At 65.4% G+C, this 21,827-nt stretch carries 25 protein-coding genes and 1 pseudogene; 12 read left to right on the plus strand and 14 right to left on the minus strand.

The window, feature by feature from the left end:
* Nucleotides 1-2: 2 nt before the first annotated feature.
* From narJ to ACLQ3I_RS10825, 5 genes and pseudogenes are all read right to left on the minus strand, one after another.
* Complete coding sequence (gene narJ, locus ACLQ3I_RS10805) at nt 3-650, minus strand: nitrate reductase molybdenum cofactor assembly chaperone (RefSeq protein WP_425801781.1); 648 nt, start codon at nt 648-650, stop codon at nt 3-5.
* Complete coding sequence (gene narH, locus ACLQ3I_RS10810) at nt 647-2,311, minus strand: nitrate reductase subunit beta (RefSeq protein ID WP_425790790.1); 1,665 nt, start codon at nt 2,309-2,311, stop codon at nt 647-649. Before narH ends, narJ begins: the two co-directional genes overlap by 4 nt.
* Nucleotides 2,311-6,033, minus strand: coding sequence for a nitrate reductase subunit alpha (locus tag ACLQ3I_RS10815; protein ID WP_425801784.1), 3,723 nt, complete (start codon nt 6,031-6,033; stop codon nt 2,311-2,313). Before ACLQ3I_RS10815 ends, narH begins: the two co-directional genes overlap by 1 nt.
* A 163-nt stretch (nt 6,034-6,196) precedes the next feature.
* Complete coding sequence (locus ACLQ3I_RS10820) at nt 6,197-6,526, minus strand: cupin domain-containing protein (RefSeq protein ID WP_425792072.1); 330 nt, start codon at nt 6,524-6,526, stop codon at nt 6,197-6,199.
* Nucleotides 6,527-6,766: 240 nt separating this feature from the next.
* Nucleotides 6,767-6,889 (minus strand): annotated as a pseudogene (locus ACLQ3I_RS10825) (PQQ-dependent sugar dehydrogenase); the annotation flags it as partial.
* Between the two features lie 209 nt (nt 6,890-7,098).
* Between ACLQ3I_RS10825 and ACLQ3I_RS10830 the strand changes: the two are divergent.
* The 10 genes from ACLQ3I_RS10830 to map all read left to right on the plus strand — a co-directional run bounded on the left by ACLQ3I_RS10830 (nt 7,099) and on the right by map (nt 13,807).
* A complete protein-coding gene (locus ACLQ3I_RS10830; RefSeq protein WP_425801787.1) occupies nt 7,099-7,770 on the plus strand; it encodes a hypothetical protein in 672 nt (223 codons plus the stop codon).
* Nucleotides 7,771-8,175: 405 nt separating this feature from the next.
* The gene (gene rpsH / locus ACLQ3I_RS10835; RefSeq protein WP_267629835.1) at nt 8,176-8,574 is read left to right on the plus strand and encodes a 30S ribosomal protein S8; all 399 of its coding nucleotides are present in this window, start codon (nt 8,176-8,178) and stop codon (nt 8,572-8,574) included.
* 15 nt (nt 8,575-8,589) lie between these two features.
* Nucleotides 8,590-9,126: a 50S ribosomal protein L6 gene (gene rplF / locus ACLQ3I_RS10840; protein ID WP_425790796.1), complete on the plus strand. Its 537-nt coding sequence runs from the start codon at nt 8,590-8,592 to the stop codon at nt 9,124-9,126.
* A gap of 3 nt (nt 9,127-9,129) precedes the next feature.
* Nucleotides 9,130-9,534, plus strand: a complete 405-nt coding sequence (rplR, locus tag ACLQ3I_RS10845; RefSeq protein WP_425790798.1) for a 50S ribosomal protein L18 — start codon at nt 9,130-9,132, stop codon at nt 9,532-9,534.
* A 49-nt stretch (nt 9,535-9,583) separates the two neighbouring features.
* Complete coding sequence (rpsE, locus tag ACLQ3I_RS10850) at nt 9,584-10,246, plus strand: 30S ribosomal protein S5 (RefSeq protein WP_425790800.1); 663 nt, start codon at nt 9,584-9,586, stop codon at nt 10,244-10,246.
* On the plus strand, nt 10,246-10,428 hold the full coding sequence (rpmD, locus tag ACLQ3I_RS10855) for a 50S ribosomal protein L30 (RefSeq protein ID WP_164308718.1): 183 nt from the start codon (nt 10,246-10,248) through the stop codon (nt 10,426-10,428). Before rpsE ends, rpmD begins: the two co-directional genes overlap by 1 nt.
* Entirely contained in the window at nt 10,428-10,868 is a 441-nt protein-coding gene (gene rplO / locus ACLQ3I_RS10860) for a 50S ribosomal protein L15 (RefSeq protein ID WP_425790802.1), read from the plus strand. The genes rpmD and rplO overlap by 1 nt, the downstream gene beginning before the upstream one ends.
* Before the next feature lie 230 nt (nt 10,869-11,098).
* On the plus strand, nt 11,099-12,424 hold the full coding sequence (secY, locus tag ACLQ3I_RS10865) for a preprotein translocase subunit SecY (protein WP_425790804.1): 1,326 nt from the start codon (nt 11,099-11,101) through the stop codon (nt 12,422-12,424).
* A complete protein-coding gene (locus tag ACLQ3I_RS10870; protein ID WP_425790806.1) occupies nt 12,421-12,975 on the plus strand; it encodes an adenylate kinase in 555 nt (184 codons plus the stop codon). Before secY ends, ACLQ3I_RS10870 begins: the two co-directional genes overlap by 4 nt.
* A 37-nt stretch (nt 12,976-13,012) precedes the next feature.
* Nucleotides 13,013-13,807 carry a type I methionyl aminopeptidase gene (gene map / locus ACLQ3I_RS10875; protein ID WP_425790808.1) on the plus strand — a complete coding sequence of 265 codons (795 nt, stop codon included), beginning with the start codon at nt 13,013-13,015 and terminating at the stop codon, nt 13,805-13,807.
* 145 nt (nt 13,808-13,952) lie between these two features.
* Here map and ACLQ3I_RS10880 read toward each other — a convergent pair whose 3' ends face one another.
* The 4 genes from ACLQ3I_RS10880 to ACLQ3I_RS10895 form a co-directional block, all read right to left on the minus strand.
* Entirely contained in the window at nt 13,953-14,159 is a 207-nt protein-coding gene (locus ACLQ3I_RS10880) for a hypothetical protein (RefSeq protein ID WP_425801789.1), read from the minus strand.
* A gap of 4 nt (nt 14,160-14,163) precedes the next feature.
* Nucleotides 14,164-15,513 carry an NADP-specific glutamate dehydrogenase gene (gene gdhA, locus ACLQ3I_RS10885; RefSeq protein ID WP_425801792.1) on the minus strand — a complete coding sequence of 450 codons (1,350 nt, stop codon included), beginning with the start codon at nt 15,511-15,513 and terminating at the stop codon, nt 14,164-14,166.
* A gap of 76 nt (nt 15,514-15,589) precedes the next feature.
* Entirely contained in the window at nt 15,590-16,126 is a 537-nt protein-coding gene (locus ACLQ3I_RS10890) for a DUF488 family protein (protein WP_425801795.1), read from the minus strand.
* Nucleotides 16,114-16,740, minus strand: a complete 627-nt coding sequence (locus ACLQ3I_RS10895) for a carbonic anhydrase (protein WP_425801798.1) — start codon at nt 16,738-16,740, stop codon at nt 16,114-16,116. The genes ACLQ3I_RS10890 and ACLQ3I_RS10895 overlap by 13 nt, the downstream gene beginning before the upstream one ends.
* A 91-nt stretch (nt 16,741-16,831) precedes the next feature.
* Here ACLQ3I_RS10895 and ACLQ3I_RS10900 point away from each other — a divergent pair, with 91 nt between their 5' ends.
* Nucleotides 16,832-17,266 (plus strand): MarR family winged helix-turn-helix transcriptional regulator, encoded by a 435-nt coding sequence (locus ACLQ3I_RS10900; protein WP_425790821.1) that lies wholly within the window; start codon nt 16,832-16,834, stop codon nt 17,264-17,266.
* Between the two features lie 105 nt (nt 17,267-17,371).
* Here the strand turns inward: ACLQ3I_RS10900 and fdhD are convergent, their stop codons facing one another.
* Together fdhD and dtd are read right to left on the minus strand one after the other, a co-directional pair.
* The gene (gene fdhD, locus ACLQ3I_RS10905) at nt 17,372-18,250 is read right to left on the minus strand and encodes a formate dehydrogenase accessory sulfurtransferase FdhD (protein WP_425801801.1); all 879 of its coding nucleotides are present in this window, start codon (nt 18,248-18,250) and stop codon (nt 17,372-17,374) included.
* Between the two features lie 54 nt (nt 18,251-18,304).
* Nucleotides 18,305-18,757, minus strand: a complete 453-nt coding sequence (gene dtd, locus ACLQ3I_RS10910) for a D-aminoacyl-tRNA deacylase (protein WP_425801803.1) — start codon at nt 18,755-18,757, stop codon at nt 18,305-18,307.
* Nucleotides 18,758-18,950: 193 nt separating this feature from the next.
* Between dtd and ACLQ3I_RS10915 the strand changes: the two genes are divergently transcribed.
* Nucleotides 18,951-19,793, plus strand: coding sequence for an LLM class F420-dependent oxidoreductase (locus ACLQ3I_RS10915; RefSeq protein ID WP_425801805.1), 843 nt, complete (start codon nt 18,951-18,953; stop codon nt 19,791-19,793).
* Nucleotides 19,794-19,937: 144 nt separating this feature from the next.
* Here ACLQ3I_RS10915 and ACLQ3I_RS10920 read toward each other — a convergent pair whose 3' ends face one another.
* The 3 genes from ACLQ3I_RS10920 to ACLQ3I_RS10930 all read right to left on the minus strand — a co-directional run bounded on the left by ACLQ3I_RS10920 (nt 19,938) and on the right by ACLQ3I_RS10930 (nt 21,493).
* Nucleotides 19,938-20,669 carry an SIMPL domain-containing protein gene (locus ACLQ3I_RS10920; protein WP_425801808.1) on the minus strand — a complete coding sequence of 244 codons (732 nt, stop codon included), beginning with the start codon at nt 20,667-20,669 and terminating at the stop codon, nt 19,938-19,940.
* Nucleotides 20,666-21,052: a phage holin family protein gene (locus ACLQ3I_RS10925; RefSeq protein WP_425790830.1), complete on the minus strand. Its 387-nt coding sequence runs from the start codon at nt 21,050-21,052 to the stop codon at nt 20,666-20,668. The genes ACLQ3I_RS10920 and ACLQ3I_RS10925 overlap by 4 nt, the downstream gene beginning before the upstream one ends.
* 93 nt (nt 21,053-21,145) lie before the next feature.
* Nucleotides 21,146-21,493, minus strand: a complete 348-nt coding sequence (locus tag ACLQ3I_RS10930) for an iron chaperone (RefSeq protein ID WP_425801810.1) — start codon at nt 21,491-21,493, stop codon at nt 21,146-21,148.
* Nucleotides 21,494-21,827 lie beyond the last annotated feature (334 nt).

Genomic DNA, 21,827 nt, shown 5'->3' on the forward strand with positions numbered 1-21,827 from the left:
CATCACCTCGTTCCGGCGATCGGGAGCAGCCTCGGATCGAACGGTTCGAGCCCGACCGTCTCGGTGGGCGGTGGCGCCCCTTGCATGGCCATCACGGCCCGACGGTCGGCGGGCGATTCGCCGGGCAGCGTTGCGCACACGGCGGCGAGGACGTCCACGTAGGGAGTCTGTCGATCCACGAGTGATAGCCGCAGGAGTTCGAGGGCGGGCCGATGCTCCTGCAGCAGTTCGCTGCCCGCTTGCGGATCGACGCGAGCCGCGAACTCCAGGACGATCGGCAGGTGGTCGGGGAGTTCGCCGCGCAGGTCGACCAGGAATCCACTGTCCCGGTAGCGTTGCTTGAACAAACCGAGCGCGGTGCCACGTCGCCGGGTGTCGCCGGCGGTCCAGTAGGACAGGTACAGCGTGTGCTTGCGGGATAGATCGAACAGATCGGTGTAGTCCTGTCGTAGCATTTTCGGCTCGGAATCCCGCAGGTGTGCGACGAAGGACCGGAGCCCGGTGATCGCCTCGTCGGCCGGCTGCTCGCCCAGTGCGGCATCGATGAGCGGAACCATGGCGATCATCTCGTCGTCGGGGTACCCGAGACACACCGACGCCACCTGGCGGACAACCGCATGATCGGACGTGCGGTGACGTGGGAATCTCATCGTCCCTCCGATCGGTGCGGGAACATGCCGTCGGGAACCCCGTTGCCGTCCCAGTTGAGCAGGTTGGTCCGACCCGCCATGCTCTCCGAACCCGCTGCGGTGTCGCTGGTCTGGCGTTGCCGCAGGGCATGGAAGGTCTCGACCGAGACCGGAGCCGGCCGGCCGCTCGCCTCGCCGAACGCGCCCGATTCGAACATGCCGGGGCCCTCGTCGTAATCGAGCGAGCAACCGATCTCCTCGAGCTCATGGGCCTGTTCGAGGTGAGCCGTCGGGATCACATAGCGCTCTTCGTACTTGGCGATCGCCATCAGCCGGTACATCTGATAGATCTGTTCCTCGGTCATGCCGACACGTTCGGGGATCGATGGGTCGAGTTCGCGGCCGAGAGTCACGTCGCGCATGTACGCACGCATCGCGGCGAGCTTGCGTAGTACTCCTTCGATCACCGTGCCGTCACCGGCGGTGAACATTTCCGCGAGGTAGTCGACGGGGATGCGTAGGGAGTCGATGGCGCCGAAGAGGTTCCGATGATCCTCGCCGTCATGGCCCTGCTCGGTGAGCAGATCCACGATCGGTGACAGCGGCGGGACGTACCAGACCATGGGCATCGTGCGATATTCCGGATGCAGTGGTAGCGCCACCCGGTACTTCTTGGCCAGGGCGTACACGGGAGAGCGGCGGGCCGCATCGAGCCAGTCGGCCGGGATTCCTTGTGCTCGTGCGGCAGCGATGACCTCAGGATCCTCGGGATCGAGCATCAGATCCAGTTGCGCCTCGTAAAGATCCTTCTCGTCCGGCACCGAGGCCGCCGCGGTGACCGCATCGGCGTCATAGAGGAACAGCCCGAGATAGCGGAGCCGTCCGACGCAAGTCTCCGAGCACACCGTGGGCAGCCCAACCTCGATCCGCGGATAGCAGAGCGTGCATTTCTCGGCCTTGCCGGATTTGTGATTGAAATAGATCTTCTTGTAGGGACATCCGGTGATGCACTGACGCCAGCCACGGCAGCGATCCTGATCGACGAGGACGATGCCGTCCTCGGACCGCTTGTAGATCGCGCCGGACGGGCACGATGCCATACACGACGGGTTGAGGCAGTGCTCGCAGATCCTCGGCAGATAGAACATGAAGGTCTGCTCGAAGCTGAACTTGATCGCATCCTCGGATTCCCGGCGCAGCTTCTCGACGATGGGGTCGAGTCCGCCCATCTCCGGTGCACCGCCGAGATTGTCGTCCCAATTGGCCGACCACGAGACCTTGGTGTCCTCGCCGGTGATGAGCGACTTGGGTCGGGCCACCGGGAAGTCGTCGCCGAGTGGAGCGTCGACCAGGGTCTGATAGTCGTAGGTCCACGGCTCGTAGTAATCATCCAGGGTCGGCTGGACAGGACTTGCGAACAATGTCAACAGTTTCTGCAACCGCCCACCGGTGCGTAACCGCAATTTTCCGCGCTTGTTGAGGTGCCAACCGCCGCGCCACGTCTCCTGATCTTCGTGACGTCGCGGATAACCCTGGCCGGGACGGGTTTCGACGTTGTTGAACCAGACATACTCGGTGCCGGCACGGTTCGTCCACGCCTGCTTGCAGGTGACCGAACACGTGTGGCACCCGATGCACTTGTCGAGGTTCATCACCATGCCCATCTGGGCCATCACCCGCATCAGTACGTCACCTCCTGGCTGCGTTTGCGAATGGTGGAGACCATGTCGCGCTGATTGCCTGCCGGTCCCAGATAGTTGAAGGCGTACGACAGTTGGGCGTATCCGCCGATCATGTGCGTCGGCTTGACGAGAAGCCGTGTCACCGAATTGTGAATACCGCCGCGGCGCCCCGTCGCCTCCGACTTCGGTACATCGATGGTGCGCTCCTGGGCGTGGTGGACATAGCAGACGCCGTCCGGCATGCGGTGACTCACGATCGCTCGGCACACCACCACGCCGTTGGCGTTGACGCATTCGATCCAGTCGTTGTCATGCACATCGATGGAGGCCGCGTCGGCCGGGCTGAGCCATGCGGTCGGCCCGCCGCGCGAGAGTGAGAGCATGAACAGGTTGTCCTGGTACTCCGAGTGGATCGACCACTTGGAGTGCGGCGTCAGATAGCGAACCGTGATCTCCCGGTCGCCGTCGGGACCGAGTTTCGGCTCGCCGAAGAGCCGGTGCATGTCGAGCGGCGGCCGGTAGATCGGTAGCGACTCACCGATGTCGATCATCCAGTCGTGATCGAGGTAGAAATGCATCCGACCGGTGAGGGTGTGGAAAGGCTTGAGGCGCTCGATGTTCACCGTGAACGGCGCGTAGCGTCGCCCGCCGGTCTCCGACCCCGACCATTCCGGTGAGGTGATCACCGGCACGGGGGCCTGCTGCGTGTCGGCGAACCGGATGCGTTTCTCCTCGGACCCCCGGGCCAGATCGTCGAGCTGGAACCCGACCCGCTGTTGGAGGGTACGGAAACCCTGCACGGCGAGTTCGCCGTTCGTGGTTCCGGACAGGGCGAGGATCGCTTCCGCGAGTTTGGCATCGGTATCGATCGCGGGCCGGCCGTCGCCGGCGCCGCCGAGCATCACACCGTTGGACTCGGCCAGTTTCCGGGTCTGGGCGGTGAGCTCGTAGGTCACGTTCTTCACGCTGAAGCCCAGTGAATCGGCGAGTGGCCCGACGGTGCCGAGTTTGTCCGCGATTGCCGTGTAATCCCGTTCCACCACACTGAAGTTCGGCATGTTGCGGCCGGGGTGACCGGGCACCGCCCCGTCGGAGCCCCACCAATCGGCCACCCGGCCATGCGGCTGCGCGATCTCACCGGGAGTGTCGTGCTGGAGCGGCACGCTCACCAGATCGCGTCGCACGCCGAGATGGGTACGCGCCAGTTCGGAGAACTTCGTGGCGAGCAGATGGAACATGTCGAAGTCGGTCTTCGCCTCCCACGGCGGATCGATCGCGGGCGAGAAGGCATGCACGAACGGATGCATGTCCGTCGACGACAGATCGTGCTTCTCGTACCAGGTTGCCGCGGGGAACACGACATCGGACAGCAGAGTGGTCGACGTCATGCGGAAATCGGCCGACATCAGCAGGTCGAGTTTGCCCTCCGGGGCCTCGTCGCGCCACGCCACGTCGCGCGGACGCGGAGCATCGGGATTCTCGGTGCCGAGCACGTTGTGATGGGTGCCGAGCAGATTCCGGAGGAAGTACTCGTTGCCCTTCGCCGACGATCCCATCAGGTTCGAGCGCCACAGCACCAGGGTGCGTGGCCAGTTCTCGGCTGCGTCGATGTCGGAGATCGCCGGGGTCAGGGCGCCCGACGTGAGCTCACGCGCCACGTAGCTGCCGATGTTCTCGGCATCGCCGCTGTCGACTGCGGCCTGCGCCGACTCGGCGACGTCGAGGGGATTGCTCGAGAACTGCGGGTAGAAGGGCATCCAGCCGAGCCGCGCCGATTGTGCGATCGCGTCGGCCGTGTGCTCGTGGTCGAGGACCCCGCGCGACAGCGGGGAGGCCAGGGAGGCAGCCGAATAGCCGTCGTTGCGCCACTGGTCGGTGTGCATGTACCAGTACGACGTGCCGGTCATCGTGCGGGGCGGTCGGGTCCAATCCAGCCCGTTGGCGAGTGAGATCCAGCCGGTGATCGGGCGGCACTTCTCCTGCCCGACGTAGTGCGCCCAGCCTCCGCCGTTGCGGCCCATGCAGCCGGTGAGGATCAACAGCGACAGGATCGCACGATAGGTGGCGTCGCCGTGGAACCACTGACAGATCCCGGCCCCCATGATGATCATCGACCGGCCTTCGGATTCTTCGGCGTTGGCCGCGAATTCGCGCGCGATCCGGATGGCCGCCTCTGCCGGGACGCTGGTGATCTCGGCCTGCCACGCGGGTGTGTACGGGGTGTCGACGTCGTCGTAGCCGCTGGGCCAGTCACCGGGCAGACCGTCCCGGCCCACGCCGTACTGCGCCAGCATCAGGTCGAACACGGTGGTGACGAGGTGTCCACCGACACGGACCGCCGGAACGCCACGATGAAGGACCGACCCACTGCCGTCCGGCGCGTCGAACGCCGGGAAGCTCACCGGCACGGTCTCGGCAGAATCGCCGTACAGGGTCAGAGCTGGGACGACCTCCTCGAGGTCGAGATTCCATCGACCGACACCGGAGTCGGCATACCGGAAGCCCATGGAACCGTTCGGTACCACCGGTCGGCCGGTCGCCTCGTCGAGCACCACCGTCTTCCAGACATCCTCGTCTGCGGCCGTTGTCGCGTCATCTATTTCGTCGGCCGTCAGAAACTTGCCCGGTACGTAGCCCTGTGCCCGGTCACCGTCCCGTTCCTCGAGGTGAATCAGGAAGGGCAGATCGGTGTAGGTGCGGACGTATTCGTCGAAGAACGAGGTGCGTTTGCGCACAAAGAATTCCGTCAGGACCACGTGTCCCATCGCCATGGCGAGCGCGGCGTCGGTGCCTGCCTGCGCGGGCAGCCACTCGTCGGCGAACTTGGTGTTGTCGGCGTAATCCGGGCTGACCGTGACGATCTTGGTGCCCCGGTAGCGGACCTCCGCCATCCAGTGGGCGTCCGGTGTCCTGGTGACCGGCACGTTGGAGCCCCACATCATCAGATACGTGGCATCCCACCAGTCGCCCGATTCCGGCACGTCGGTCTGGTCTCCGAACACCTGCGGGCTGGCGACCGGCAGATCGGCGTACCAGTCGTAGAACGACGTCATCACGCCGCCGATCAACTGGATGAATCGCGTTCCGACGCAATGAGAGACCATCGACATCGCCGGGATCGGGGAGAAGCCCGCACATCGGTCGGGTCCGTAGGTCTTGATGGTGTGTACATGGGCGGCCGCCGCGATCTCGATCGCCTCGTCCCAGGAGACGCGCACCAGTCCACCCTTGCCGCGTGCCTGCTGATAGGACCGGCGTCGCATCGGGTCTCCGACGACGTCGGCCCACGCGAGGACCGGGTCCCCGAGCCGGGACCTCGCCTCCCGGAACATCTCCACGAGCACACCACGCGCGTACGGGTAGCGCACCCTCGTGGGGGAGTAGGTGTACCAGGAAAATGCCGCGCCGCGCGGGCATCCGCGGGGCTCGTACTCGGGTCGATCGGGGCCGACCGAGGGATAGTCGGTCTCCTGGGTCTCCCAGGTGATGATCCCGTCCTTGACGTAGACCTTCCAGGAGCACGATCCGGTGCAGTTCACCCCGTGGGTCGACCGCACGATCTTGTCGTGGCTCCACCGATCACGATAGAAGACGTCACCAGAGCGTCCGCCGTGGCGGAACACCGCACGGCCGTCGTCGCTTTCATCCCACCGGGTGAAGAACCTGCCGACGTCCAGCAGAGCCTTCGCCGCTTTGCCGTCAACCCCAGATGATCGGCTCACACTCGAAAACCATACGGTTCTTTGGCCCCGGGGAAGTGAAATGCCGGAAATCGGATGACAAACGCCCCATGTCAGTTCTGTCCATGCACCACTTCACAACTGGTCACTTCACAAGCAGCATTGCCGATCTGTGAGGTTGATGACGAAACGGTGGCGGACGCGATCACCCCGTGATCACGGTCAGCAGGACGGCGGAGTCCTGCTGGGCCGTAAGTCCGTGCCGTTCGGGCGGAATGGCGAGCAGATCCCCGTCGACGCCCTGCCATTGCGCGTCCGACGTCGAGAGGGTCACATGACCCCGCAGCACCTGCAGGCTGGCCTCGCCCGGGCTCTCGTGATCGGTGAGGCCCTGGCCGGCCACCAACGCGATGACCGTCTGTCGCAGGTGATGGTCGGCGCTGCCGTAGAGAGTGTGTGCCGCGCGACCGCTGCGGGCGGAGTGGGCGGTGGTCAGGAGTCGGTCGACAAGTTCGGGAAGGCGGGTGGCGTCCATGACATCAACTGTGGCAGCTGGGCGACCGGTCACACGGTCAGTTGCCGAATCCGGTCGTCGCCCGTCTGGTCTCCCGGCGGGTCGCCCACGGCCGTCGGTGTTGCTGGTGCTGATCCCCAGCGAACCATCGGGGGCGATGAACCGCGCGTCGCCGGGGCCGCCCGCACGCGCCGTGCGCCCTTCCATCTCCGGCCACCCGTGGTTGCCGCCCCGCCGGATGCGGTTGAGCTCGTCCTGACCGAACTCGGTCGCCCACAGACGGCCGCCGCCTTCGAATGCGAGCCCTTCGACGTTGCGGTGCCCGTACGACCAGATCTCGTTCCCGAACGGGTTGTCTGGCGGCGGGCGCCCATCGAAATCCATCCGCACCAATCGGTTGTCGCCTTCGGACGTGTACAGACGAAAACGGCCGACTCGTCACCCGCTGCGACCGACCGGCCCGCGACGGCCCTGCGGTCCGGAACGTCGCCGGTCCATTCCCCGATGGTGCCGGAAATGCCCGGTCTGTGCACACGGCGCGCTCTCTGGGTTCCGCGGAGCGGCGCCGCGGCGGGCGGCTACCGTGCAGCGTCATGGACACGAAGGCGATTGCGGTGGTGTGGGGCGAGGACGTGAGCGCGGTGCTGCGTGCGGCAGATCTGGTCGAGGCGTGTACGGCCGCGGGTGCGCGACGGCTGCAGGTGAACGTCTCCGACGATGCGGTCGCCGGTGCGATGCGCATCGACGAACTCGATCCGCCGATCGGTGGCGTCGTGAGTGTCTGGGCCGCGGATCTGCCCCCGGTGCTCGATGTGCTCGCCGGGCGGGTCGCGCGACTGGCCGCGTGGGAGGTCGACGAGCGCGCACCGCTGGATCCGGAACTCCCGGCCGACGGCAGCCGGATCGCGGCGTTGAGCAACGTCGCGTTCCTCCGGCGACCCGACGGCCTCGCACGCGCCGACTGGCTGCACCGCTGGCTGGACGAGCACACACAGGTGGCCATCGAGACCCAGGCGACCTTCGGGTACTACCAGAACATCGTCGGCCGACCGCTGACCCCCGACGCCCCGGCCGTCGACGCCATCGTCGAGGAGCTGTTCCCGATGGCCGCCGTCTCCGACGTCCACGCCTTTTACGGGAGCGGCGGTGACCAGCAGGAACTCGAGCGGCGGATGACGAGGATGCTCGAAAGTGTCAACCGCTTCGGTGCCGACCGGAACCTCGACGTGGTGCCGACGTCACGGTTCGACTTCGTGCTGGAGTGAGGGTGGTCGGTTCGGGTTTCGATACGGCTCGGGCTCGCTTCGCTCGCTCGTGCCCACTCAACCGGCGGGTGGTGACGGTGGCTCCGGTTTCCGCCGCCGATCGAGTAGCGATCGAGCTTGCGGGATGGCGTATCGAGACCACGCGAGTGGGGCCTCGAACGCATTGATTTGGGTCTGGCCAGCGAATTCTCTACACTAGAGCGGTTGCCTGCGCTCTGCGGTCTTCCCCGGGGCGCGCACGCCACAACCGAATAGTCTCCGGTGCCGGTGAAAAGCCAAGGGCATCGGCGGCAAGAACCTTTACACAACTATCCACTTCGTGGAAGGCCCACCGCAGGTCAGAGGATATGAATCCGACGATCGACGATGTATGGGAACCGCTACGAGAAAGGTTGACGGTCAACCATGACCATGACTGACCCGATCGCAGACTTCTTGACACGTCTGCGTAACGCCAACTCGGCGTTCCACGACGAGGTGACCCTCCCGTCGTCGAAGATCAAGGTGAACATCGCCGAGATCCTGAAGCGCGAGGGCTACATCACCGACTACCGCACCGAAGATGCGGAGGTCGGCAAGAACCTCGTCGTCTCCCTGAAGTACGGCCCCAGCCGTGAGCGCAGCATTGCCGGTCTGCGCCGCGTCTCGAAGCCGGGTCTTCGGGTGTATGCAAAGTCCACCAACATGCCCAAGGTGTTGGGCGGCCTCGGCGTGGCCATCATCTCCACGTCATCGGGTCTGCTCACCGACCGTCAGGCAGCCAATCAGCGCGTGGGCGGCGAAGTCCTCGCTTACGTCTGGTAAGGGGGAGGTCTCAACATGTCGCGTATCGGTAAGAGCCCCATCGAGATCCCCGCTGGTGTCGACGTCACGATCGACGGCCAGAACGTGAAGGTCAAGGGCCCCAAGGGGGAATTGAGCCTGACCGTGTCGGAGCCGATCACCATCGCCAAGGAAGACAACGCGGTCGTTGTCAGCCGGCCGAATGACGAGCGTCGCAGTCGTGCACTGCACGGTCTGAGCCGGTCGCTGGTGAACAACCTCGTCATCGGCGTCACGCAGGGCTACACCACGAAGATGGAGATCTTCGGTGTCGGCTACCGCGTGCAGGCCAAGGGCAGTGACCTCGAGTTCGCCCTCGGCTACAGCCACCCCGTGCCGATCGAGGCCCCCGACGGCATCAGCTTCGCCGTCGAGTCGCCCACGAAGTTCTCGGTCACGGGTATCGACAAGCAGCAAGTCGGCCAGATCTCGGCGAACATCCGCCGCCTGCGTCGTCCGGACCCCTACAAGGGCAAGGGCATTCGCTACGAGGGTGAGCAGATCCGTCGCAAGGTCGGAAAGACGGGTAAGTAAGCCATGACTGACACAGCAACCAAGACCGCCCGCAAGCCACTCGGCAAGGACGTCTCGACCCGTCGTCGCACCGCGACCACGAATCGTCACTTCCGTCTCCGTAAGAAGGTCAGCGGCACCGCCGAGCGTCCGCGTCTGGCCGTCAAGCGCAGCTCGCGGCACATCCACGTGCAGCTGATCGACGACCTGGCCGGCAAGACGCTGGCCGCCGCGTCGACGATCGAGGCCGATGTGCGTGCCGCCGGCGGCGACAAGACGGCTCAGGCCACCAAGGTCGGCGAACTCATCGCCGCCCGTGCCAAGGCAGCCGGTGTCGAGGCCGTCGTGTTCGACCGTGGTGGCAAGGACTACCACGGCCGTATCGCCGCGCTCGCCGACGCCGCCCGCGAGGGAGGCCTGAGCTTCTGATGATCACCATCTGCACCAGCTACACCAACATGACCGGAGGGAACCTCTGATGCCCGGACGTCAGCGTGACGGCGGAAACGGACCCGCCGGAAACGACAACAACTCGAACGCAGCAGGCGGCGGCAACGACCGTCGCGGCGGTGGCGGCGGCCGTGGCCGTCGCGACGACCGCGGAGGTCGCGATCGCGAGGACCGCAACCAGCTCGAACGCGTCGTCGCCATCAACCGTGTCTCCAAGGTGGTCAAGGGTGGACGTCGGTTCTCCTTCACCGCCCTCGTGGTGGTCGGCGACGGCCAGGGCATGGTCGGCGTCGGCTACGGCAAGGCCAAGGAAGTTCCTGCGGCCATCCAGAAGGGCGTCGAAGAGGCTCGCAAGAACTTCTTCCGCGTGCCCCTGATCGGCGGCACCGTGACCCACCCCGTGCAGGGTGAGGCCGCGGCCGGCGTCGTCATGCTCCGCCCGGCCAGCCCGGGTACCGGTGTGATCGCCGGTGGCGCGGTGCGTGCCGTGCTCGAGTGTGCGGGTGTGCACGACGTCCTCGCCAAGAGCCTCGGCAGTGACAATGCGATCAACGTGGTGCATGCCACCGTTGCCGCTCTGAAGATGCTGCAGCGTCCCGAAGAGGTCGCGGCACGTCGCGGGCTGTCGATCGAAGATGTTGCGCCTGCAGGCATGCTGCGTGCACGTGCGCTGAGTCAGGGAGCTAAGTGATGGCAGAGCTGAAGATCACCCAGATCAAGGGCACCATCGGTACCAAGAGCAACCAGCGTGACAGCCTGCGGACCCTCGGCCTGAAGGGCATCCGCAAGTCGGTCACCCGCGAGGACACTCCGATCAACCGCGGCCTCATCAACGTGGTTCGGCACCTCGTGACAGTCGAAGAGGTCAAGTAATGACAATCAAGCTCCATCATCTTCGCCCCGCTCCGGGCGCGAAGACCGACAAGACCCGCGTGGGTCGCGGTGAGGGGTCCAAGGGTAAGACCGCGGGTCGCGGCACCAAGGGCACCAAGGCACGTAAGAACGTGCCCGCCGCGTTCGAGGGTGGCCAGATGCCGATCCACATGCGGTTGCCGAAGCTGAAGGGCTTCACCAACCGCAACCGGGTCGAGTACCAGGTCGTCAACGTGGGCGACATCGCCAAGCTGTTCCCGCAGGGCGGCACCATCGGGGTCGACGAACTCGTCGCGGCCGGTGCGGTTCGGAAGAACCAGTTGGTCAAGGTGCTCGGCGACGGCGACCTCGGTGTCGCGGTCAACGTCTCCGCCAACAAGTTCACGGCCTCGGCCAAAGAGAAGATCGCCGCTGCCGGAGGCAGCGTCACCGAACTCTGAGCCACATACCGTCGGCGGCGGGCAGCACGGAAACGGCGCTGCCCGCAGGCCGACGGTTTCGGCGTCATGAGGCCATCGGACAAGGCGGACATCACCCCGTCGCGCTGACGAGGGCCGATGGCGTGACTGTTAGAGTTCAAGCGTTGTCTTGACGCTTCGATCAACGTCGATTGCCGAGCACGCGGGGGGACGTCCTAGTCCATCCGCGTGGTCGTTCCTAGGAGGAGTTAGTGTTTTCCCCCCTCGTCGCGGCCTTCCGGACGCCCGATCTGAGGAAGAAGATCCTCTTCGTCATCGGCATTCTCGTGCTGTATCGACTGGGTGCGACCATTCCTTCCCCTGGCGTCGACTACAAAGCCGTCCATGCGTGCATCGACGAGGTGTCGCACGGCAGCTCCGCCGACATCTATTCGTTGATCAGCATGTTCTCCGGCGGCGCGTTGCTGCAGCTGTCGGTGTTCGCGATCGGCATCATGCCGTACATCACCGCCAGCATCATCGTGCAGCTGCTGACCGTGGTCATCCCGCGCTTCGAGCAGTTGCGCAAGGAGGGCCAGTCCGGCCAGGCCAAGATGACGCAGTACACGCGCTATCTGACGGTCGCGCTCGCATTGCTGCAGTCGACCGGCATCGTCGCGCTCGCCGATCGTGGTCAGCTCCTCCAGGACTGTTCGCAGGCCGACCAGATCCTCAATGACCAGTCCATCTTCGGCCTCGCGATCATCGTGCTCGTGATGACCGCCGGTGCCTGTGTGGTGATGTGGTTCGGCGAGCTGATCACCGAGCGCGGCATCGGCAACGGTATGTCGCTGCTGATCTTCGCCGGCATCGCCGCGCGCATCCCGTCCGAGGGCAAGATGATCCTGGATACCCGCGGCGGCCTGGTCTTCGGCCTCGTCTGTGTCGCGGCGCTGGTCATCGTTGCCGGTGTCGTGTTCATCGAGCAGGGCCAGCGGCGTATCCCGGTCCAGTACGCGAAGCGGATGGTCGGCCGCAAGATGTACGGCGGCTCGTCGACCTATCTACCGCTGAAGGTCAACCAGGCCGGCGTCATCCCGGTGATCTTCGCGTCCTCTCTGCTGTATCTGCCGCAGCTGATCCTGCAGTTGACGCAGAAATCGGAAGGCGAGCAGTCGACGTGGCAGCGCTACATCAGTCAGTACCTGACCGATCCCAGCAGCGGGGTCTACATCCTCGTCTACTTCCTGATGATCATCTTCTTCACGTACTTCTACGTGGCGGTCACCTTCAATCCGGAGGAACGCGCCGACGACATGAAGAAGTACGGCGGGTTCATCCCGGGCATCCGTCCGGGAACGCCGACCGCGGACTATCTCGGCTACGTGCTGAGCCGCATCACGCTGCCGGGTTCGATCTACCTCGGTATCATCGCGGTACTGCCGAACCTGTTCCTGGAGATCGGAAACAGTGGCGGTGCGCAGAACCTGCCATTCGGGGGCACGGCCGTGTTGATCATGGTCGGTGTGGGTCTGGACACGATGAAGCAAGTCAACAGTCAACTGATGCAACGCAAGTACGAAGGGTTCCTCAAGTGAGACTCGTGATTCTCGGCCCCCCCGGCGCTGGCAAGGGCACTCAGGCGGAACTGCTGTCCGAGGCTCTGGGCATCCCGCACATCTCCACCGGAGACCTTTTCCGTGCCAACATCTCCCAGGGAACCGCGGTCGGTATCGAGGCGAAGCGGTATCTCGACGCCGGCGACCTGGTCCCGTCCGAGATCACGGTCGACATGGTGCGTGCCCGCGTCGGCGAGCCCGATGCGGCGAAGGGGTTCATCCTCGACGGGTTCCCGCGGTCGACCGAACAGGCCGATGCGCTCAAGGACATCCTCGCCAAGCTCGACACCTCGCTTGACGCGGTGCTCTCGTTCCGGGTCGATGCGGATGTCGTCGTCGACCGGATGCTCTCCCGCGGCCGCGCGGACGACACCGAAGACGTGATCCGTAACCGGATGGCGGTCTACACCAAGGAGACCGCGCCGTTGCTCGAGTACTACGGCGAGCAGGTCAAGACCATCGACGCGGTCGGCGACGTGCAGGATGTGCATCAGCGCGTGCTGAGCGCGCTGGGCGCGGGCGTTTCCTGATCTCGCCGACCTGACGACAGAGAGATCGGTCGCGCTCATGGCATTTCGCAAACCCAAGCCGGTTCCGTTCCGGACCGCCGGTGAGGTCGACGCGATGGCGGCGGCCGGCGCCGTCGTGGGCGCTGCGCTGGTCGCGGTGCGCGCGGCTGCCGAATCCGGTGTGAGCACCCAGGATCTCGACGAGGTCGCCGAGACGGTGATCCGGGAGGCCGGTGCGGTGCCGTCGTTCAAGGGCTATCACGGCTTTCCCGGATCGATCTGCAGCTCCGTCAACGACGTGGTGGTGCATGGGATACCGTCTTCCGACGTCATCCTCGCCGATGGTGACGTGGTGTCCATCGACTGTGGTGCGATTCTCGACGGCTGGCACGGCGACTCTGCCTGGACCTTCGGCGTGGGCGAACTCTCCGAGGCCGACTCGGATCTCTCCGAGGCCACCAGACTGGCCATGGAAGCGGGCATCGCGGCCATGGTCGAGGGAGCTCGGCTGACCGACATCTCCCACGCGATCGAGTTGGGAACGATTGCGGCCGAACAGAAGTTCGGCCGGTCGTTCGGAATCGTCGCGGGCTACGGCGGGCACGGCATCGGTCGGGAGATGCATATGGAGCCCTTCCTCGCCAACGAGGGCAAACCGAATCGCGGACCGGTGTTGGTCGTGGGCTCCACACTCGCGATCGAGCCGATGCTGACGCTGGGTACCACTGAGACCAGTGTTCTGGACGACGACTGGACCGTTGTCACCGACGATGGATCCCGGGCCGCGCACTGGGAACACACGGTCGTGGTGACCGGAGATGGTCCACGAATTCTCACCACACGCCCGAACTGACTCCTCACCTGCGCTGATCGCAGGTGAGGTGCGTGCTCCGTTGCTACGCTGACCTGCCGCGTCTAGGCCTGGCGATCGGTCGGGCCGACCTGCCGGACCCGCCCCCTGGCCGGCGGATGCGGTTGAAGACGTCGGGTGGGTGGAGCTAAGCCCTCGGTGGGCAGCACCGGCCGAGATGCTCATCGATCCAGCGGAGAACAGCGTGGTCGTCGGTGTGCAGGCGCGCCATCTCTTCTCCTGCGTCGCAGGTCCGAAGGGAGACCACCGCGTGGTCTCGCCGCCGCGAGAGTACGTCGACGACGCCACCGCACTCGTACCAACGGACGATCGCGGCGAGAACGTCGTCGGGCATCGATTCAGATGACGCCCAGTGACAGCATCGCGTCGGCCACGTGCGTGAACCCGGCGATGTTGGCACCCAGCACGTAGTCGCCGGGCACACCGTACTCGTCCGCGGTTGCCAGGCAGTTGTGGTGGATGGTGTGCATGATGTCGGCGAGCCGCCCCTCGGTGTGATCGAAGCTCCACGAATCCCGAGAAGCGTTCTGCTGCATCTCCAGTGCGCTCGTCGCGACGCCGCCTGCGTTCGCGGCTTTGCCGGGGGCAAACCGCACCCCGGCCTGCGCGAATGCGCGGATCGCGTCAGGGGTGGTCGGCATGTTCGCGCCTTCGGCCACGATCTGGCATCCGTTGTCGATCAGCGCGCGTGCATCGTCGGCGCCGAGTTCGTTCTGGGTGGCACAAGGGATGGCGATGTCGGTCGGAACGTTCCAGATGGAGCCCGAAGTGACCAGACGCGCGCTTTCCCCGCGATGCTCGACGTAGTCCGAGATGCGACCGCGATCAACCTCTTTCACCTGTTTCAACAGCTCGAGGTCGATGCCCTTGTCATCGACGACGTAACCGCTCGAGTCCGAACAGGCGACCACATGACCGCCGAGTTGTTGTACCTTCTCGATCGCGTACAACGCGACATTCCCGGAGCCGGAGATGGTGACCCGGCGCCCGTCGAACTGTGCGCCGGAGGCCGCGAGCATCTCCTGAACGAAGTAGACGACCCCGTATCCGGTTGCCTCGGTGCGTACCTGGGAGCCGCCCCAGGCCAGGCCCTTGCCGGTGAGCACGCCGGATTCGTAGCGGTTGGTGATCCGCTTGTACTGACCGAACAGGTATCCGATCTCTCGGCCGCCCACTCCGGTGTCACCGGCCGGCACGTCGGTGTATTCGCCGATGTGCCGGTACAGCTCGGTCATGAAGGACTGGCAGAAGCGCATCACCTCGCCGTCGGATCGTCCCTTCGGATCGAAGTCTGCCCCGCCCTTGCCGCCGCCGATGGGCAGCCCGGTGAGGGCATTCTTGAAGATCTGTTCGAAACCGAGGAACTTGACCACACCCAGGTACACGGTGGGGTGAAAGCGCAGTCCGCCCTTGAACGGGCCGAGCGCTGAATTGAATTCGACCCGGAATCCACGGTTGATCTGCACCCGCCCATCGTCATCCACCCAGGGCACGCGGAAGATGATCTGTCGTTCCGGCTCGCAGAGTCGCTTGATGATGCCGGAGTCCGCGTAGTGCGGATGTTTCGCCAGTACCAGACTGAGACTGTCGAACACCTCGTGCACGGCCTGGTGGAACTCGGCCTCTCCCGGATTGCGGGCAACGACCTCGTCGTACAGGTCTTTGATCTTTCCGTCGAGTGAAGTCACGACGATGTGGCCTCCTATCTCAGGGGCGGTTGGGCGTCGTCAGTGCATTCAATCGGTCGACGCCATCCCCGGAATCCTATCGGGTGACAGAATCCCAGACGACATGACCATCGTCGCGCACACGTGCACCGTCTGCGGGCACATGATCGACCAGTCGTCCGTCGTGCATCAGATGACTGACGGTGGTGTTGTGCACGAGTGTTGCGACGTCGGCGATCAACCGTCGATGACATCGCCACCAGACGCTCTCACTGCACATCATCGCTGTGCGATGACGTGCGGCCTCGGCGAGGAGCTCGGTGCATCCCGCGTCGAACTCGTCGGTTCGGGTGTGGGCCGCGTAGGCGGCGAACTGCTGTACGCGCCACCAGGTGTCGACCAGCGGGGTGTCCGGATCCAGACGTCGGCGACCGCCGAGCGCCTGGCATGTCCGGTATGCGATGTCGGCGTCGGGTAACCGGCGGGCCAGTGCTCCGGCCCGGGCATCAGGGTTGTTCCTGCTGCCGGGATATCTGCGTACGTCGACGACGGAGTGGACGTCTGCAGAGCGCAATAGCCGGATCAACCCGTCACCTGTGAGGGTCCCGTGGCCGACCGAGATCAGCCGTGACACGGAAGTTGGTCGATCTCACCGTGCGCACTCACGACGTCGACCGCGCCGTCGGTGAGGTGGTAGGTGAGGCCCACGATGGCAGCCTCGCCGGACCGGGTCTTCGACGCGATGGACTTGCTCCGTTCGATCAGCATCGCGGAGGTCTGTTGAACGTGCTCGGACACGAATTCGTTGACCGTCTCGAGCCCTGCCTCTCGTCCGGCGAGAATGCTCGGGGTCACACGTTCGACCAGGTCGCGGATGTGTCCGGACGGAAGTGCAAGGGTGTCGAGCGCATTCACCGTCGCTCCGACAGCTCCACAAGAGTCGTGGCCGAGTACTACCACCAGTGGCACTTCGAGGATGTCCAGTGCGAACTCGATGGAGCCGAGTACAGACGAATCGACGAGGTGACCGGCGTTGCGCACCACGAAAAGATCGCCGAGACCCTGGTCGAAGACGATCTCGGCGGCGACTCGTGAATCGGAGCAGCCGAATATGACGGCCTTGGGATGTTGTGACCGGGTCAGGCGATGCCGGGTGTCGGCGTCCTGATTCGGGTGGCGCGGGGTGTCTTCGACGAAACGTCGGTTGCCATCGCGCAGGTCACGCCATGCGTGAGACGGAGAGTCCATCTGTGGTTCCTCACGGATCGGAGAACAAGCGGCGAAGGTAAATATATCGTGTGACGATATACTTTTGAAGTCCGGCGGACACAGGGGGAAGATGAACGGGCCCGATGATCGATCCTCAGCGTCCGCGGCTGACTTCGTCGCGTTGGCGCGATTTCGTTATGGCATCCGCCGCTACTTGCGGTTCAGCGAGGAGGCGATCCGGTCGAGTGGCGTGACGAGTGGTCAGTATCAACTCATGCTCGCGCTGATGGGACTGCCGGGAAACGGCGTGGCCACGGTCCAAGAGGTTGCCGAGCAACTACTGGTACGCCATCACAGCGCCGTCGAGCTCATCGATCGCGCTCAAGAGAAGGGGTTGGTCCGTCGAGAGCCGCACCCGACCGACGGTCGTCGCGTGCAGATCCACATCACCGACCACGGCCGTGACATCGTCGGCCGCCTGGCCGCGATGCATCGCGACGAGCGAGAGGTTCTGTTGCCCTACCTGTCGTCCTCGTCCGACGATCGCCGGGCGCGCGGCGTCTGACGCCGGTTGTGTCGGGTCTCGAGGAGCCGCAACACGAATCCACAGGTGGAAAGACGGCACCTGGGATGCAGACCGTCGCGATTACGGCCGGCGGTCCGAGGATTCTCACGACGCGTCCGGCGTGAACCGCTCGGCACCGTCGTCGGCGGGTTCGGCGACGGTGATGCGATCCGGGCGGGTGTAGATCACCAATGATTCGTCACGGACGAAGCCGACGAGGGTGATGCCCCGCTCCTCGGCCAGATCGGCGGCCAGCGACGACGGTGCCGAGACCGCCGAGAGCAGCGGGATTCCGGCCATCGAGGCCTTCTGCACCAGCTCGAAGCTGGCGCGGCCGGAGACCTGCAGGATGTGGCCGGCCAGGGGGAGCAGATCGTGCAGCAACGCCCATCCGATGACCTTGTCGACCGCGTTGTGGCGCCCGACGTCTTCGCGCAGGACGAGTTGCTCGCCGGTCCGGCCGTCGATCAGTGCGGCTGCGTGGAGTCCACCCGTCTTGTCGAAGACCGCCTGGCCGTCGCGAAGGCGGTCCGGAAGGGCGAGCACCGTGGCGCTGTCGACGGTCAGGTCGTCACCGGCGGGGTCGAAGATCGAACGCGTCACCACTGTCTCGATACTCGACTTCCCGCACAGCCCGCAGGCGCTGGTGGTCAGGAAGTTCCGGGTGAGGGAGCCGTCCAGCGGAGTGACGTGGTCGGCGATCGCGAGGTCGAGGACGTTGTAGGTGTTGGTTCCGTCCTCGGTCGCACCGGCGCAGTAGCGCGCGGTCCGGAGATCATCGGCGGCTGTGAGGATTCCCTCGGACACCAGGAAGCCCGCCGCGAGCTCCACATCGTCGCCGGGCGTACGCATGGTCACGGCCAGCGCCGTACCTCCCACCCGGATCTCCAACGGTTCTTCGACGGCCAGCACGTCGGCGCGTGTTGTGGGCTCCGCGCCGACGCGGACTCTGGTCACCCGCCGTCGAGCGGTGATGCGTCCCATCGACGTTCAGGCTACTCCCGGGGCGACCGACGAAACCGGTGAGGGCGATGCGCCTCAGACCTCCAGGACCAGGGTCACCGGGCCGTCGTTGACCAGCCGGACGTCCATGTTCGCGCCGAACTCACCGGTGGCAACGGTCGCACCAGCGTCTCGCAGAGCGGCCGCGACGGCGTCCACCAGAGGTGCCGCGACCGGACCGGGTGCCGCGGTGTTCCAGGACGGACGGCGCCCCTTGGCAGTGTTTGCATAGAGGGTGAACTGGCTGATCACCAGGATCGGCGCGTCCAAGTCCGACGCCGATCGCTCCCGGCCTTGATCGTCGGGGTCGAGAATGCGCAGCCGCCAGATCTTGTCCGCGAGTTTCGCGGCGTGTTCGGCGGTGTCGTCGTGGGTGACGCCGACGAGGGCGACGAGCCCCTGTCGGCCGGTTGCGAGGTCGAGTTCGCCGATCGTCTGGCCGTCGACGGCCACTGATGCCTCGGTGACTCGCTGGACCACAGCACGCATGCGCACCAGGGTGCCACGGCCCACCCGGTCACCGCGACGGCGGCGCCCGGCCGTGGATGCCGTGCGCCGCCCGGCCAGGGTTCGGTACGTGAATTGGTCTGCTGAACAGTATGTTTCGTATCGACGGGTGAGTCTGTCCGTCGCACCTGCCTGCGGACGGAATAGTGAACCGCCGCAGGAGGTTGCCAGCGGCATGAGTTCGGACAGAGCAGCCCATGTCGCACGATTCGGCACCCACGGGGCCTGGGGTGGGTGGGGGAAGTCCTCACCGGACCAGGCTCGGGCCATCGAGGAACTCGGGTACGGCACCATCTGGCTCGGTGGATCGCCGGAGAATCTCGGGCCGGTCCGCACGGTGCTCGAGGCCACCGAGGACATCACGGTGGCCACCGGCATCGTGAACATCTGGAACACCGAGGCCGCGACCATCGCCGACGAGTTCCTCGAGATCGAGTCCGACTTCCCGGGACGTTTCTACCTCGGCATCGGGGCGGGCCACCGCGAGGCCAATGCCGAGTACCGGAAGCCGTACGAAGCAGTCGTCGACTATCTCGACGTCCTCGACGGCAAGGGAGTGCCCGTGGAGCGTCGCCTGCTGGCTGCGCTGGGCCCGAAGATGTTGAAGCTCTCCGCGGATCGGTCGCTCGGTGCGCATCCGTATCTGACGCCGCCTGCCCACACCGCCGAGGCACGCGAGATCCTCGGTCCCGGCGTGTTGTTGGCGCCGGAGCACAAGGTCGTGGTCGACACCGATCCGGCGGCCGCCCGTGCGGTGGGCCGCCCGCCGGTCGACAAGCCGTATTTACACCTGCGCAACTACGTCGCGAACCTGAAGAGGCTCGGCTGGACCGACGACGACATCGCCGGCGGTGGAAGTGACGCGCTCATCGACACCCTTGTGGCGCACGGTGATGCGGCGTCGGTGCGGGCTCAGGTCGACGCGCACCTGTCATCGGGCGCCGATCATGTGGCGGTCCAGGTGCTCGGCGACGGCGACCCGGTGCCACCACTGGCCGCGATCCTGCAGGCCGACTGATACGCCTGGCGACTCCCATCCGCGCGTCGCGTAGCCGACGAGCTTGCGAGTCGGTGTATCGAGACCAACTGCGCGACGAGGGGATACGGCGATATCGATTGACCCTCCGCTCACGCCCTAGGCTACTCGACCAGGGGTGGAAACCTAGGTCAGCGCGTAGGTGACGTTGACGTTGAATGTCAGCGTCTGCTCGCCGGGCTCGACCGGGACCCGTGTGGCACCCACCGACGAGTCCCGCTGGAGCGGCGTCGGCTGATCCTGGCCACTCGTCGTTTCGGAGATGGTCTGCACCTTGCCGAGAGAGTCGCCGGCCAGTTCCGCGTATTGATCGGCCCGGCTGCGCGCGTCGTCGAATGCCGCCTCACGCGCCTTCTTCATCAGGTCCGAGTCGTCGTCGATGGCGAAGCTGACATTGCTGATCCGGGTGCTGTCGCCGCCCGCGGTGGCTGCGGCGGCCAAGACGTCGGATGCCTTGCCGATGTCGTGGATCGTGACGCGGACCGTGTTGGTCGCCTGATAGCCGGAGATCGCGCTGGTGCCGCCGGGCATCGGGCTGGAGTACTGGGGGCTCAGGTTCACCTGCTGGGTCTGGATGTCCTTGCGTTCCACGCCGGCCGCCACCACAGCGTCGGTCACCTGTTTGACCTTCGCGCTCGCCTCGTTCAGCGCGCTGGAGACGTCGGCGGCCGTCGCCTCGACACCGATGTCGGCGCGGAGGGTGTCCGGCGTGCCGGTGACCTTTCCGCTACCCACGACCGTCACTGTGCGCGGCTTGTCACCGCTGTTGTCACTGCCACAGGCGGATACGCCGACTACGGCGAGCAGTACGGCCCCGAGCGCCAGCAGTCGGACGAACCTGCCGCCGGGCGCACTCACGCCGGCTCCTTGAGGACGAGGCCGACGGCCCAGCCGACGAGCGAGATCACGATCGCGCCGAAGATCGCCGACCAGAAGAAGTCGTCCACAGCGAGGCCCCAGTGGGTGGTGTTACGGGTGATCCATGCCGTGATCTCCAGCATGAACGCATTGATCACCACGTGGATGAGGCCGAGCGTGAGGATGTAGAGGGGGATCGAGAGGATCTGGACGATCGGCTTGATGATCGCGTTGACGACGCCGAAGATCAGCGCGACCACGACGACGATCCCGAACTTCTCCCAGTTCGTCGAGCCGCCGACGAAGTCGAGACCCGGGACGATCAGGGTCGCGATCCACAGGGCGAATCCGGTGAATGCGGAACGAATCAAGAACGCGGACATGGCCAACAGTGTGCCAGGCGACGGTGTGCCAGGCGACGCTGCAAAATCCGTGATGGCCGCCCGGTCCGACAAGTCGCCGGTAGCCGATGATCTTCAGCCGTCGGCGATCTGATCTCGCGTGGCGCTCACCATCGCCCGGACGGCGTCGTCGGGCAGGGGTGTGTCGGGCTGGAACCGGATCGTGCCCTTGTCGAGATCGAAGCCGACGAGTCTCGGGGCGGCCACCGCCACCGCGTCCCGGCTGAACGGGTAGACACCGATGTGCTTCTTGGTCCGCATGACAGAGAGGAGCGGCTTGCCGCGGTAGGTGAGTGCGGGCATGCCGTAGCCGGTGCCCTGCTCGGTGTCGGGGACCAGCTCACGGGCGATCGAATAAACGCGGTCGACGGCCGCGCGATCGTCGGGGTCGAGTCCGGCAAGGTAATCGTCGACGGTGCCCACGCCGCCCATTCTCCCGCTTCGAGGTGGGTCCGGTGGCGTTCGGTGTGAGCTTCGACGAGGACTCGCCTCCGGTCGCCTGTCGGCGCGCGGCGGCGGACGAATCCCTTCTCCGTGAGCCGATCGAGACACGTCCGCTCGGTCGGGCCGACACCGATCCGGGCCCCGCCGCTCCTGGCGGTTTGGACTGTTCTGCCAGTTCGCGTAACATAGAACGTCGGTGTGCATCGCACGCCGGTCCTTGCGTGTCATCCGGCAGTTCGCCGAGTGACGTCGAGGGTCCGACGCGCTTCACCGCCGATGAGACCGGTCACCCGATTCGGTGTCATCACACTAA

The sequence above is a fragment of the Gordonia sp. DT101 genome, assembly GCF_049844895.1.
Classification (GTDB): domain Bacteria; phylum Actinomycetota; class Actinomycetes; order Mycobacteriales; family Mycobacteriaceae; genus Gordonia.

What these genes read in the sequence shown, in the direction of transcription:
- narJ (WP_425801781.1), bottom strand. Translation starts at nt 650, where the DNA reads ATGAGATTCCCACGTCACCGCACGTCCGATCATGCGGTTGTCCGCCAG.
- narH (WP_425790790.1), bottom strand. Translation starts at nt 2,311, where the DNA reads ATGCGGGTGATGGCCCAGATGGGCATGGTGATGAACCTCGACAAGTGC.
- ACLQ3I_RS10820 (WP_425792072.1), bottom strand. Translation starts at nt 6,526, where the DNA reads ATGGACGCCACCCGCCTTCCCGAACTTGTCGACCGACTCCTGACCACC.
- ACLQ3I_RS10830 (WP_425801787.1), top strand. Translation starts at nt 7,099, where the DNA reads ATGGACACGAAGGCGATTGCGGTGGTGTGGGGCGAGGACGTGAGCGCG.
- rpsH (WP_267629835.1), top strand. Translation starts at nt 8,176, where the DNA reads ATGACCATGACTGACCCGATCGCAGACTTCTTGACACGTCTGCGTAAC.
- rplF (WP_425790796.1), top strand. Translation starts at nt 8,590, where the DNA reads ATGTCGCGTATCGGTAAGAGCCCCATCGAGATCCCCGCTGGTGTCGAC.
- rplR (WP_425790798.1), top strand. Translation starts at nt 9,130, where the DNA reads ATGACTGACACAGCAACCAAGACCGCCCGCAAGCCACTCGGCAAGGAC.
- rpsE (WP_425790800.1), top strand. Translation starts at nt 9,584, where the DNA reads ATGCCCGGACGTCAGCGTGACGGCGGAAACGGACCCGCCGGAAACGAC.
- rpmD (WP_164308718.1), top strand. Translation starts at nt 10,246, where the DNA reads ATGGCAGAGCTGAAGATCACCCAGATCAAGGGCACCATCGGTACCAAG.
- rplO (WP_425790802.1), top strand. Translation starts at nt 10,428, where the DNA reads ATGACAATCAAGCTCCATCATCTTCGCCCCGCTCCGGGCGCGAAGACC.
- map (WP_425790808.1), top strand. Translation starts at nt 13,013, where the DNA reads ATGGCATTTCGCAAACCCAAGCCGGTTCCGTTCCGGACCGCCGGTGAG.
- ACLQ3I_RS10880 (WP_425801789.1), bottom strand. Translation starts at nt 14,159, where the DNA reads ATGCCCGACGACGTTCTCGCCGCGATCGTCCGTTGGTACGAGTGCGGT.
- ACLQ3I_RS10895 (WP_425801798.1), bottom strand. Translation starts at nt 16,740, where the DNA reads ATGGACTCTCCGTCTCACGCATGGCGTGACCTGCGCGATGGCAACCGA.
- ACLQ3I_RS10900 (WP_425790821.1), top strand. Translation starts at nt 16,832, where the DNA reads ATGAACGGGCCCGATGATCGATCCTCAGCGTCCGCGGCTGACTTCGTC.
- fdhD (WP_425801801.1), bottom strand. Translation starts at nt 18,250, where the DNA reads ATGGGACGCATCACCGCTCGACGGCGGGTGACCAGAGTCCGCGTCGGC.
- dtd (WP_425801803.1), bottom strand. Translation starts at nt 18,757, where the DNA reads ATGCGTGCTGTGGTCCAGCGAGTCACCGAGGCATCAGTGGCCGTCGAC.
- ACLQ3I_RS10915 (WP_425801805.1), top strand. Translation starts at nt 18,951, where the DNA reads ATGAGTTCGGACAGAGCAGCCCATGTCGCACGATTCGGCACCCACGGG.
- ACLQ3I_RS10925 (WP_425790830.1), bottom strand. Translation starts at nt 21,052, where the DNA reads ATGTCCGCGTTCTTGATTCGTTCCGCATTCACCGGATTCGCCCTGTGG.